Origin of the sequence: Aquimarina celericrescens (assembly GCF_042682765.1) — a bacterium.
Lineage (GTDB): Bacteria > Bacteroidota > Bacteroidia > Flavobacteriales > Flavobacteriaceae > Aquimarina > Aquimarina celericrescens.
Genome location: NZ_JBHUHY010000002.1, coordinates 418,907 through 431,565 on the forward strand (window position 1 = coordinate 418,907; position 12,659 = coordinate 431,565).

Here is a 12,659-nt window from a genome sequence, read left to right on the forward strand (position 1 = left end):
ATCTAATAAGAAAATTTACTTTTTTTAATTGCTTGATATTGCTCATTGGTATCAATATCGATCCCCTTTTCAATAGCAGAAACCACTTTTACTCCATTTATCTTATTTTTAATAATATAACGTGCTCCAAAATCCTCTTTCAATAGTTCTAATTCATTAAAAAAAGATTTTGAAAAAATTGCAGGAACTCCAATTCTACCTCCTAAATCTGAAGCCACCAAAGAATTAGAATACAAATCAAATTCAGTTATTAAGGTCTTATAGTGTTCTACATCTATTAAAGGTTGATCTATTAACGAAATGAGAACGGCATTATATTTAGATTTCTCTTTGCGTATAGTTTTAACACCAACACTTATTGAAGACCCTATACCCAATGCCCAGTTCACGTTGTTTATAGGTGTTACAGGAAACCGAGAAACTTCACGCTTTATCAAATCATAATTTGCCCCCAAAATAACCCAAGTTGTGACTTCTTTAATGGACAAGGATTGAACAATTGCATGACCTATCAATGTGGTATCTCCCCAGGATAATAATTGCTTTGGTTTACCCATTCTACTAGAAGCGCCTGCTGCAAGAATAAGATGAGCAATTTTAGGTTTTGTTTGAGAGGACATTTATATTTTTCCTTTTTGGATCATCATGAATGGCACCTTTCTTTTCTTGTAATGGTATTGGTTTTTGATTTCTTATTATTGACAAAATTTCTGCAATAATAGAAATTGCTATCTCTTGCGGAGTCTCTGCCCCAAGATTCAAACCTGCTGGACCATGTATAGCATTCATAAATTCTTCTGTGATATCAGGATTGTATTCAATAAGAGCAGAAAGGAGTTTTTCTCGTCGACGTGCAGGACCAAGCAACCCAATATATATGGGTTTCAAACACATAATAGCTTGAAGATATAATGAATCTTTCGCAAAATTATGAGTCATTAATACAAATGCCGTTTGGTTATCTACATGTTCGATTCTTAAATTATCAGGAGAACTATTATGTACTTTGGAAGCGCCGGGAAAATCTTCTAATTGCTTTGGACTCTTAGGAGAATTTACTATCTCTATTTCCCATCCTGTGGTAGAAGCCAGCTTACATAATTCTATGGCATCATGTTCTGCTCCTATTATTACCAAACGAAAACAAGGCTGCATATCTCTTTGAAAGCATGCTAAAGTAGATTCTTCATGTAGCATTGTTTTATCAATTCTATGAGAAAATACAATCTTCTCGCCTTCTTCAAATTGAACTACAGATCCCATATTATCATTAGGATTTTCAGTCTTCGAATAAAAAGAAGAAATCTTGAATACATTCCTAGATTTTAATTTTCCCAAAATTGTATTGATCAACTTTTGATTAATATCGAAAGTTTCTATAAGAATATAAAGTACTCCTTCACAACCTAATCGGTATTTCCCATCATAGGTCATTACTTTAGGAGTGCCAGTCTGAAATACAGATTGCGCCTGTCTAAATACTTCTTTTTCTACACATCCCCCACTTACGGCCCCTTTTGTAATTCCATTTTCAAGAATAAGCATCCCTACTCCCGGTCTCCTGTATGAGGAGCCTTCTACATCTACAACAGTAGCCATAACAGCAGGTATTCCCTGCTGCCTGGCCAGAGTATAAGCTTTGATGATCTCTTTAAATTCGTGTGTCATTAACTATTATCCTAAAGGAGCTTTAGTATTCATGTGTTTAATAAACGGTTGTTTATATAATCGAATTCCTTTGGCTGCTTTAATGGCGTTTGCAACTGCTGCACCGGCAGGCGGTAATGCGGGCTCACCTAGACCAGTTGGCGATAATTCGTTCTCTATAAAGTGAGTTTCTACTATCGGGGTTTCATTGATACGTATTAAACGATAGGTATCAAAGTTTTTACTTTCTGGTTCTCCGTCTTTAAATGAAAAATCGCCATACATCGCATGGCCTATACCATCGATAACACCACCTTCAATCTGATTTTTGGCTCCCAACGGATTAACCACGATTCCGCAATCTACTACGCAAGTAATCTTTTTAACCACAGGTACATCATTTTCGAGCTCTACCTCGGCAACCTCGGCAACATGAGTATTATGGCAGTAATAAGCACTAAATCCCTGATACACTCCTTCTTTTGCATTTCCCCATCCTGACTTTTCGACGGCAACATTAATAACATTCTCTAATCGCTCGGGAGAATATTGAATCCTCTCATCGGTTGTTCCTTTCACTTTTTGAAGTAAATCCAAACGAAGTTTAATACGATCTATTTCAAGTATTTCGGCTAATTCATCAAAGAAGCTTTGCTCTGCAAAAGACAAGAAGTTCGTATACGGTGCACGCCAGGCTCCTGTGGTAATTTTACTATCATAAGCAGCTACATCTACCTGATAATTTTCTATCGCACCTGCCGGAAAAAAATTAGGTATTAACCCATACATATTCGAGTTTACCGAAGCTTCTTTTAAATGATAGCCAGTAATTTTACCATCTTTTATAGATGCACTAATTTTATATTTTATGGAAGGACGATAAATCCCTGCTCCCATATCATCTTCTCTGGAGTATATCACCTTAACTGGTTTTTGAGCTAGTTTAGATATTTCTGCTGCTTCCAAAGCAAAATCACCATATAATCTTCTTCCAAAACCACCACCCATTCTGGTCATTTCGACAGAAACATCTTCTACATCTCTTTCTATTAAATCGGCCACTCTTTTTGCTGTTCCTGCCGGAGTTTGGATCGGACCCACCAAGCGAACTTTTTCTGCGGTCACATTGGCAAAGAAATTCATTGGCTCCATACAATTATGAGGTAAGAAAGGAGACTCATAAACCCTTTCTATCACCTGATCTGAAGCTGCGAATGCCTTCTTTACATCTCCATCTGCACGCATGGTTTTAAATTCATTGCCGTTAAGAAGGTCGGTTAAAATTTTATCATGTTCTTCTGTATTTTCTAATTTTGAATCAGAAGTCCAGTTAGCTTTAAGGGCCTTTTTACCTTTCATTGCCGTCCAGGTATCCTTTGCCAAGACTGCCACCTTATCACCAAACTTAATAACATCTTCTACTCCAGAAATCGCTTTAGTCTCGGTGTCATCATAATCTACCAATTTTTTACCAAAAGCAGGAGGTCTTAAAACAACGGCATGCATCATTCCTTCTTCTTTGTAGTCTAATCCGAATAATGGTTTTCCGGTAATTATCTTGTCGGTATCTACGTTCCTTATATCTTTTCCTATAATCTTGAAATCTTTAGGTTCTTTCAATGTTACATTTTCAGGTACCTCGAGAGCCGCTGCTTCTTGTACTACTTCTCCATACCCCAGTTTGTCTCCATTTGAGTTTATGATTACCCCGCTATCCGTTGTACAAGTCGAGGCATTTACTCCCCATTTGGCGGCAGCTGCATTAACAAGCATTTGTCTGGCTGTTGCTCCCGTTTGTCGTAAAGCTTCCCAACCAAATCGTATAGACTGGCTTCCTCCTGCCACTTGACGGGTAAAATTCTTGGTATCCAAAGCACCTTGTACAACATGTACATTATCCCAAGCTACATCAAGCTCTTCGGCAATGATCATTGGCATCGATGTCTTGACCCCTTGACCAATTTCAGGGTTTGGAGAAAAAATTGTTACCATCCCATTATCTGCAATTTTTATAAATGCATTAAAGTCATTAAAATTCAATTGAGAAATATCAACCGGTGGAGTTGTTTCTGGTTTACAAGCCTGAAACAGATTAAAACCAATTAAAATTCCACCTCCTGCAAGGGCAGATGTTTTTATAAAAGACCTTCTACTAAAAGAAGGCGACATAGTATTTTTCATTTTGTGAAGTTTAAGGGTTAGCTCATTTTACTAGCTGCGAGCTCTACCGCTCTCTCAATTCTATTGTAAGAAGCGCATCTACAAATATTACCATTCATCGCATCTCGAATCTCGGACTTATTGGGATTAGAGTTCTCATTTAAGAAGGCCGTTGCCGACATTATTTGTCCCGCCTGACAATATCCACATTGTGGAACATCGATTTCTTTCCAGGCTTGTTGCACGGGATGCGAGGCGTCTTCTGATATACCTTCAATTGTAGTAATTTCCATATTTTCTACCATAGAAACTTTAAGTAAACAACTTCTGGTCGCAGATCCGTCGAGATGAATGGTGCAGGCACCACATTGGCCAATACCGCAGCCAAATTTTGTACCTACCATATCCAAATGGTCCCTTAACACCCATAAAAGAGGAGTATCCTGGTCTGCTTCAACAGTTTGAGACTGACCATTTATTTTTAAATTATAAACTGGCATGAGTTTTAGATTTAATTTGATGATTGTGTTTAACTAGTCTAAATAAAGCAATTTAGCAAGAATTGCTACTGAAGTTAAGAAAAATTCACTTTAGCAAATTCAACTTTAACAGAGCTTTATAGTTCTGTTAATAGTATTTTTAAAATCCTTTTATAATTCCGAAATTTGCACCAAAACATTCCTTTGACTAAGAAAAGAATTGTAATTACGGGAGCTCCAGGTACAGGTAAAACCTCTATCATTGTTAAACTTGAAGAATCTAAATTCTTTTGTTTTCATGAGGTGATAAGAACCATGACCCAAGAAGCAAAGAAAAATAATGGAGTAAAAAGCATTGTTTCTAACCCCATCGTATCTGTCTCGAATCCATATCGGTTTAATACAACAATACTTAATGCACGGATTCAGCAATTTAAAGATGCTTCACTCAATAAAGAAAATATCCTGTTCTATGATAGAGGTATTCCCGATGTCCTGGCATATATGGATTACTTTAACCAATCGTATGAAGAACATTTTGTAAACGAATGTAAAAAACATATTTACGATCATATCTTTATACTACCGCCTTGGGAAGATATTTATGTATCAGACGAAGAGCGTTATGAAAGTTTTGAGCAAGCCGTAGAAATTCATCATCATCTATTCGATACCTATACCAAGTTAGGATACCATTGTATTGAGGTTCCTTTTGGAGATGTAGAAAAACGAAGTAATTTTATACTTCAAACTATATCATGACCCTTTAATGCAAACTCCCTTAGACATATTAAAACAATATTGGCGATATGATAGTTTCAAATCACTTCAAAAAGAGATCATTGACTCTGTTCTAGAAGGAAACGACACCTTTGCCTTATTACCTACCGGAGGAGGAAAATCTATTTGCTTTCAGGTTCCTGCACTTGTAAAAGATGGCATTTGCGTTGTTATTTCTCCATTAATCGCATTAATGCAGGATCAGGTACAACAGCTTCAGCAAAAAGGAATTAAAGCTATTGCACTTACAAGTGGGATCAAATACTCAGAATTAGATACGCTACTTGATAACTGTATCTATGGTAATTATAAGTTTTTGTATATATCGCCAGAACGTCTTCAACAAGATATTGTAAAAGAGCGGTTAAAACAAATGAATATTAATCTTATTGCAGTAGATGAGGCACACTGTATTTCGCAATGGGGTAATGATTTCAGGCCATCCTACAAGAAAATTAAAATATTAAGGCAGCTTCATCCTTATGTTCCTATGATTGCCTTAACAGCTTCGGCTACTAAAAAAGTGGTTGACGATATTGTTGTAGAATTAGATCTTTTTCAAACAAAAATATTTAGACAGTCCTTCTTCAGGTCTAACTTGGCATATTGGGTGATGAAATCGGTAGATAAAACTTATAGAATCACTCAAATCCTTGAAAAATATCCAGGGACCTCTATCATATATGTGCGAAATAGAAAAGCAACGATGGAGTTGAGTGATTTTCTAAATAACAAGGGCTACCCTACTACTTATTATCATGGAGGGGTTGATGCTCAAGAAAAAACGAAACGCTTCAAACAATGGTTAAATGAAGAGGTTCGTATTATGGTTGCCACTAATGCTTTTGGGATGGGCATCGATAAACCAAATGTGAGAACGGTAATACACTATGATATTCCAGAAAGTCTGGAAAGCTATTTTCAGGAGGCAGGAAGAGCGGGTCGGGATGGTAAGAAATCCATTGCTTTTCTTTTGAAAAATGAAAATGATCATCAGAGGTTAAACAATCAGTTCATTAAAGTATTACCAAACATTGATGCTGTAAAGTTGGTTTATCGAAAACTGTGTAACTATTTTCAGATATCTTATGGTGAAGGAGAGCATACTATTCATGAATTCAATTTCAACAAATTTTGCAAAACATATGAAATCAACACACTAATTACCTATAATACCTTACAATTTCTAGACCGTTGCGCTGTCATTAGATTTACCCAACGATTTACCCAAAAGAGTAGCTTACAAATCCTTATCAGCGGGAATCATCTCTTGCAATACTTGGAGAACAATCCAGAGTACGAATTGGTTATTAAGACTATACTAAGAACCTATAGTGGCATTTTTGATAATAAAGTGGATGTCGACATACCACATATCGCGTCAAAAATTAGCAAAAGCGAAAAGGATATTGTTACGATTTTAAATAAATTGAAAGATCAAGAGCTGCTTGAATTTAGTTACAAACTTTCTGATGCACAAATTATTCTTTTAGTCCCCAGAGAAGATGATCATACAATCAATAGAGTAAAACATCATTTGACTGAACAAAACAATTCGAAAATAAACAAGGTGAAATCGATTTTAAGATTTACCGAAAATGATACTATATGTAAGAGCAGGCAACTGCTGAAGTATTTTGGCGAAGAAAACGCTACAGATTGTGGAATTTGTAGTTTTTGTGCAAATAAAAAAAAGCATAATATAAAAACCGATACCATCCAAATACAAGAAGATATTTTGAGGCTTTTACAAGAAAAAAAATTATCTTCCAGAGATTTAATGGCGCAATTAGGATATCCCGAAAAAACAGTACTGGAAGTATTACGTAAAATGAATGAACATAAAATTATAATAATTAACCACGATAATCACTATCAATTAGTCTAAAGTAATGAGAGATTTGAGAATTGTATTTATGGGTACACCAGACTTTGCGGTAGAAACCCTTAAAACTATATTAGAAAACAACTATAATGTGGTGGGTGTAATAACTGCTCCGGATAGACCTGCAGGCCGAGGAAGAAAACTTAAAGCCTCGGCAGTAAAAGAATATGCTTTATCCAAAAACTTAAAAATTCTACAACCTACAAATCTAAAAGACGAGAGCTTTATTAATGAGTTAAAGGCTCTTGAACCAAACCTGAATGTAGTAGTAGCCTTTAGAATGCTGCCAAAAGTAGTATGGAATCTCCCAGAATATGGTACTTTCAATTTACACGCTTCTCTTTTGCCTGATTATCGCGGTGCCGCTCCCATTAATTGGTCTATTATTAATGGAGAACAAAAAACCGGTGTTACTACCTTCTTTATTGACGAAAAAATAGATACGGGACATGTAATTTTTCAGAAAGAAGTAGAAATTAGTGAAAACGATACTGCAGGAATACTTCATGATAAGTTAATGAGAGAAGGAGCAAAATTAGTTATTCAAACCCTACAAGGAATAGAAAAAGATACAATTGAAGTGCAACCTCAACCAAAAGAAGATACTTTTAAAACAGCCTATAAATTAAATAGAGATAACACTAAAATAAATTGGCAGGCGGATATCAATATCATTAATAACCTGATAAGAGGTTTAAGCCCTTATCCAAGTGCTTGGTGCGAACTATATAATAATGGCACGAGCCAATCTATTAAAATTTATGAAGCATCACCTATTATAGAAACACATAATTTTGAGATTGGAAAAATAATTGTCGAAGATTCTATAATTAAGGTAGCAGTTAGGGAAGGATATCTATACATTAAGAAACTTCAATTGCCAGGAAAAAAAATTATGGATAGTCAGGCACTCCTTAATGGGTATAACTTTTACAGAGATGCAAAAATGATGTAAGTTTCATTTAATATGAGGATTTAAAAATCCATAAAAACCACCTTTGTTTATTAACAATCGCATTGAGTTATCAACAAATCCTTGTATTTACTGGGCTAATCCTTGCACGAATCATAAATCCGTATAAATTTGTAAAGCGTTTAACATAAAGATTGGTTTAACCAACAATTAATTTAAAAACAGAATTATGAACAAAACAGAATTAATCGATGCAATGGCAGCTGATGCTGGAATCACTAAAGCAGCGGCTAAAAAAGCCTTAGAATCTTTCTTAGGAAACGTTGAAGGAGCTCTTAAAAAAGGGAACCGTGTTTCTTTGGTAGGATTTGGATCTTGGTCAGTTTCTAAAAGAGCGGCAAGAGAAGGTAGAAACCCACAAACTGGTAAAACTATCAAAATCGCTGCTAAAAACGTTGTTAAGTTTAAGGCTGGTGCTGATTTATCTAGTTCGGTAAACTAATCAGTTCGTTTTCGATATTATTAAAAAGCTCCTGGTTCCAGGAGCTTTTTTTATGGTTTTTCCACAAAAAACTCAAGACTTCTTTGATTATTAGAAATAATTATTTAGCTTTAAGATAATGAAAGCCATCGCATGATATCACTTCAACCCTCAAAAGGACATCTCTTAATTGCCGAACCTTCGATTATTGGCGATATGTCTTTTAATCGCTCTGTAGTTTTACTTGCAGATCATAGCGATCAAGGTTCTATTGGTTTTATCATGAACAAACCTCTTGAATATCTTCTCGCAGATTTGGTGCCCGAGATTACATCAGAGTTTAAAATATATAACGGAGGACCTGTGGAACAGGATAATTTATATTTTATTCATAAAGTTCCTGATTTGATACCGAATAGTGTGGAAATATCTGGAGGAATTTATTGGGGAGGAGATTTCGCTGTTGTTTCCGACCTTATAGCAGAAAATAAAATAACTCCTAATGAGATTCGTTTCTTTTTAGGATATTCGGGATGGGACTCAGAACAACTAAATCAAGAACTCGAGGCGAACTCATGGGTTATTGTTGAAAACAATTACAAAAAAAACATTTTTGGAAAATCATATGACACCTTTTGGAAAGAAAAAATGATAGAATTAGGTGGCGAATATATGCTTTGGTCCAATGCACCTGAAAACCCAACTTATAATTAATTTCCCAATCTAATTTTTGTATTTAGAATCCCTAACAACCTTCTACTTGTTGCGTTATTGTATTCTTTTTTTCTAAACTTACTTATGGGTTGAATCCCATTAATAACATTTGTAATAAACAATTCATCTGCTTTTTGTAACTCAAAGGGAGAAATAGAAGCTTCTTCTACTTCATAATCTGGTAAATCCTTCAAAATTCGTAATAGCTGAGTTCGAAGTATACCTTTAAGGCATCCATCAGCAATTGGAGGGGTTTTTATAATATTCTTCTTTACCAAAAACAAATTACCATTTACTGCTTCGATAATCATTTTATTAGAATTCATGAGCAGACAGTTATCAAAACCATTTTCCTTAGCAAAAATACCTGCTAAAACATTGATAATTTTATTATTGGTTTTTAAGGTAGAAAGCAAGTCTGCGGCAACATAATGATCTTTAAAAAGCGTAACCTTATAAGGTTCTTCAGAAATAGTATAAAAACTTGAATCTAAAGGGGATACCGATATAGAATATTCTACTTCATTAGATGTAGGGGTATACAATCCTCCAATAACCCTATGCACCATAAGCTTTACCCGCACAGAAGAACTGATTAAATCATTTTCTTTAATAAGATTAAGAATTTTTTCTTCTAAAAACTCAGGGGTAAATTGCATAGGGATCTGCATTCTTAGAATACGCATAGAGGCCATTAAACGAAAATAGTGATCTTCCCAGAACAAAATTTTATTGGCATTAACACGAATTGTTTCGAATAAGGCATCTCCGTAAGCATACCCCCTATTTCTGATCTGGATGAATGCTTCAGTATCCTCCAGTAAGTTTCCATTACTATTAATCATAAAAAAAGTCCCATAAAAATTGAATATTTATGGGGAATAAATTTTGTTTTAAAAAAAAAGAATTATGCTGATCCTAATACATGTTTAAGGTTACTTATCATATTGTCCCAAAGCATTTTATTTTCATCTAATTCATCATCATCAGAATAGTCTGTAACCATAAGGGAAACATCTTTGGTTATCTCATCAACCTGAATACGCAGTTCAAAGAAATAGTCATTACCATCATTTTCATCTTCAACCCATCGAAATTTAATACGTTCACCACTCTTTCTACTCAAAAGTTTAGCATCTTCTTCAGAATCATCCCAGATGAAAGTGAATAATTCTCCTCTAGAATTCACATTATCTGCAAACCACTCTGAGAGCCCAGAAGGTGTGGAAATATATTGATATAATAGTTGCGGTGATGACTGTACCACAAATTCAAGTTCATATTTTGTTTTTTCAGACATATCATTAATTGTTGGTAAGCCAATATATAGATTAATTGTCGACTTTAAAAGGACAATGAAAAAAAAATTAATTATACATTATTGTTTGTGTCAATGTATTTTGTTTTTATATTTGCACCCGCATTTATTATTAATGTAGCATCTATTGGCGAGGTAGCTCAGCTGGTTAGAGCGTTGGATTCATAACCCAGAGGTCGGGGGATCGTGCCCCCCCCTCGCTACGATAAAAATAATTTGCGCAAAATCAATAAAAAAGGTTGCTTTAAGCAACCTTTTTTTGTTTGTTATCGTTATAATTTATTAATAGTTCTTACATCTTAGCAGAAAGATCATTCATTTGTTTTGTTTTGACCTCCATATATTTACTCAGCTTTTCAATTTCTTCTCCGGGAAGTATACTCATAAGACGACTATATTGTCTAGAAAGATCACTACTTGCACTATTAAGCTTAAGAAAAGAATCCATGTCGTGAGCTTCGACAGCTTTTTTATAATTAGAAACATACCTTTCGTAGTCCTTTATATACTTTTTTGAATATGAATTATTCGTTCTTTCAAAAGTACCTGGAATACGCATCATTTCGTCCTCTTTTGCAGTCTTTTTCTTTGTAGACGTCTTTTTCTTTTTGGCTGCGGGTTTATTTTTCTTTTTGGTAACCGCTTTTTTTATTACCACTCCTTTATCCTCACCCTCTATGTATGTAGAATCTACGGGATACTCTACAGCTTCAAAATCATTAGCTTTAGTATCTTTCTTACACGATGTAACAGACAATAGCGCTAGAACACTTAAAAAAATAATACAAATCGTCTTTTTCATAATTTCAATTTTGGAAAAACTAATCGCAATTAATTGATTATATAACAGAAAAGTGTGAAATTTAAATGCTTTAAGTTACTAAATTTTTACTGTAAAATCATTTTTAATTCTTCAAAATTCATTTCCTCTTGGGTGCCGGAATGCATATTTTTTACGGTGAATGTATTATTGCTTATTTCAGAAGTACCCGCTAATATAACATACCCTATTCCTCTTTTATCTGCATATCCCATTTGCTTCTTCATTTTTGTATGATCAGGATAAAGTTCTGTTATTATCCCTTCGTTTCTTAATCTATTTACAGCTCTCAAGCAATAAAGTGCTTCTTCATTACCAAAATTTATAAATAAAGCCTTTGTTTGAGGTGCCACCGTTTCCGGAAAAAGACCAAGTTCTTCTAAAACGAGATAAATCCTATCTAATCCAAAAGATATCCCAACGCCGCTCACATCTTTAAGTCCAAAAATTCCGGTAAGATCATCATAACGTCCACCACCACCAATGGATCCTAATTTGACTGTTTCCGGAGCAGACACTTCATAAATTGCTCCTGTGTAATAGTTTAATCCTCTTGCCAAAGTCACATCAAGATCCAAGTTACTAGTTTTTAAAGGAATTTCGCTAATTGAATTCACTATGAACTCTAATTCCTCCACTCCTCGCATACCTTCTTCAGAAGAGACCAATAATTCTTTTAGTTTATCAATTTTCTTTGAAGTAGTTCCTGTAAAATTAAAAAGTGGTTTCACTTTTTCTATAGCCGATTCAGAAATTCCTTTTTCAAGCATTTCTTTTTTAACTCCGTCCTCTCCTATCTTATCTAATTTATCAAGGGCTACTGTAAAATCTATGAGTTTATCGCTTGCGCCAATTACCTCGGCAATCCCCGATAACACCTTACGGTTATTAATTTTTATAGTCACTCCTTGCAGATTAAGCTGTGTAAAAACTCGATCATATAACTGAATAAAATCTACCTCTTGCCACAAAGATTTACTTCCTACCACATCTGCATCGCACTGATAAAACTCTCTGAATCTACCTTTTTGTGGTCTATCTGCACGCCAAACGGGTTGAATTTGATATCTTTTAAATGGGAAAACAATTTCATTTTGATGTTGAACCACATAACGTGCAAAAGGCACTGTAAGATCATATCGAAGGGCTTTTTCGCTTATCTTACCTGTGATTTTGGTACTGTTCTTACTACTATATAGGTCTTCATCTATCTTTTTTAAATAATCACCACTATTTAAGATCTTAAAAATTAATCGATCTCCTTCTTCCCCATATTTACCCATTAAAGTTTCGCTATTCTCAAAACTTGGAGTTTCTATAGGGTGAAAACCAAATAACTCAAACTGCTTTTTTATGATATCAACAATATAATTTCTCTTTGCCACTTCTATAGGGGAAAAGTCACGAGTTCCTTTTGGTAAAGATGGTTTTTGTGCCATTTAATTTTTAATTGTTAGTTGAT

13 protein-coding genes and 1 tRNA gene are annotated in these 12,659 nt (G+C 34.7%); 6 read left to right on the top strand and 8 right to left on the bottom strand.

From position 1 onward, the window contains the following. Nucleotides 1-2: 2 nt before the first annotated feature. The 4 genes from ACFSJT_RS01875 to ACFSJT_RS01890 are packed head-to-tail and all read right to left on the bottom strand — an operon-like array spanning nucleotide 3 to nucleotide 4,307. Nucleotides 3-620, bottom strand: a complete 618-nt coding sequence (locus ACFSJT_RS01875; protein WP_378318504.1) for a nucleotidyltransferase family protein — start codon at nucleotides 618-620, stop codon at nucleotides 3-5. Next, on the bottom strand, nucleotides 598-1,668 hold the full coding sequence (locus ACFSJT_RS01880) for an XdhC family protein (protein WP_378318505.1): 1,071 nt from the start codon (nucleotides 1,666-1,668) through the stop codon (nucleotides 598-600). The genes ACFSJT_RS01875 and ACFSJT_RS01880 overlap by 23 nt, the downstream gene beginning before the upstream one ends. A 6-nt stretch (nucleotides 1,669-1,674) precedes the next feature. Next, complete coding sequence (locus tag ACFSJT_RS01885; protein ID WP_378318506.1) at nucleotides 1,675-3,828, bottom strand: xanthine dehydrogenase family protein molybdopterin-binding subunit; 2,154 nt, start codon at nucleotides 3,826-3,828, stop codon at nucleotides 1,675-1,677. 17 nt (nucleotides 3,829-3,845) lie between these two features. Further along, nucleotides 3,846-4,307 carry a (2Fe-2S)-binding protein gene (locus ACFSJT_RS01890; protein WP_378318507.1) on the bottom strand — a complete coding sequence of 154 codons (462 nt, stop codon included), beginning with the start codon at nucleotides 4,305-4,307 and terminating at the stop codon, nucleotides 3,846-3,848. A 183-nt stretch (nucleotides 4,308-4,490) separates the two neighbouring features. On the opposite strand from ACFSJT_RS01890, the gene ACFSJT_RS01895 reads away from it, so the two are divergent. From ACFSJT_RS01895 to ACFSJT_RS01915, 5 genes are all read left to right on the top strand, one after another. Continuing rightward, a complete protein-coding gene (locus ACFSJT_RS01895) occupies nucleotides 4,491-5,048 on the top strand; it encodes an AAA family ATPase (protein WP_378318508.1) in 558 nt (185 codons plus the stop codon). A 7-nt stretch (nucleotides 5,049-5,055) separates the two neighbouring features. Beyond that, on the top strand, nucleotides 5,056-6,954 hold the full coding sequence (locus ACFSJT_RS01900) for a RecQ family ATP-dependent DNA helicase (protein WP_378318510.1): 1,899 nt from the start codon (nucleotides 5,056-5,058) through the stop codon (nucleotides 6,952-6,954). Nucleotides 6,955-6,958: 4 nt separating this feature from the next. Continuing rightward, complete coding sequence (gene fmt, locus ACFSJT_RS01905; RefSeq protein ID WP_378318511.1) at nucleotides 6,959-7,906, top strand: methionyl-tRNA formyltransferase; 948 nt, start codon at nucleotides 6,959-6,961, stop codon at nucleotides 7,904-7,906. 187 nt (nucleotides 7,907-8,093) lie between these two features. Next, entirely contained in the window at nucleotides 8,094-8,366 is a 273-nt protein-coding gene (locus ACFSJT_RS01910) for an HU family DNA-binding protein (RefSeq protein ID WP_210197042.1), read from the top strand. A 132-nt stretch (nucleotides 8,367-8,498) separates the two neighbouring features. Beyond that, nucleotides 8,499-9,059 (top strand): YqgE/AlgH family protein, encoded by a 561-nt coding sequence (locus ACFSJT_RS01915; RefSeq protein WP_378318512.1) that lies wholly within the window; start codon nucleotides 8,499-8,501, stop codon nucleotides 9,057-9,059. Here the strand turns inward: ACFSJT_RS01915 and ACFSJT_RS01920 are convergent. Both ACFSJT_RS01920 and ACFSJT_RS01925 read right to left on the bottom strand, forming a co-directional pair. Then, nucleotides 9,056-9,904, bottom strand: a complete 849-nt coding sequence (locus ACFSJT_RS01920; protein ID WP_378318513.1) for an aminotransferase class IV — start codon at nucleotides 9,902-9,904, stop codon at nucleotides 9,056-9,058. The genes ACFSJT_RS01915 and ACFSJT_RS01920 overlap by 4 nt on opposite strands. Before the next feature lie 62 nt (nucleotides 9,905-9,966). Next, the gene (locus ACFSJT_RS01925; protein ID WP_378318514.1) at nucleotides 9,967-10,359 is read right to left on the bottom strand and encodes an START-like domain-containing protein; all 393 of its coding nucleotides are present in this window, start codon (nucleotides 10,357-10,359) and stop codon (nucleotides 9,967-9,969) included. Nucleotides 10,360-10,506: 147 nt separating this feature from the next. Between ACFSJT_RS01925 and ACFSJT_RS01930 the strand changes: the two genes are divergently transcribed. Further along, nucleotides 10,507-10,580: transfer RNA gene (locus ACFSJT_RS01930), tRNA-Met, on the top strand. 89 nt (nucleotides 10,581-10,669) lie between these two features. Here the strand turns inward: ACFSJT_RS01930 and ACFSJT_RS01935 are convergent. Both ACFSJT_RS01935 and hisS read right to left on the bottom strand, forming a co-directional pair. Then, nucleotides 10,670-11,179, bottom strand: a complete 510-nt coding sequence (locus ACFSJT_RS01935; protein ID WP_378318515.1) for a hypothetical protein — start codon at nucleotides 11,177-11,179, stop codon at nucleotides 10,670-10,672. 86 nt (nucleotides 11,180-11,265) lie between these two features. Next, nucleotides 11,266-12,636 (bottom strand): histidine--tRNA ligase, encoded by a 1,371-nt coding sequence (gene hisS / locus ACFSJT_RS01940; protein ID WP_378318516.1) that lies wholly within the window; start codon nucleotides 12,634-12,636, stop codon nucleotides 11,266-11,268. Between the last annotated feature and the right edge of the window lie 23 nt (nucleotides 12,637-12,659).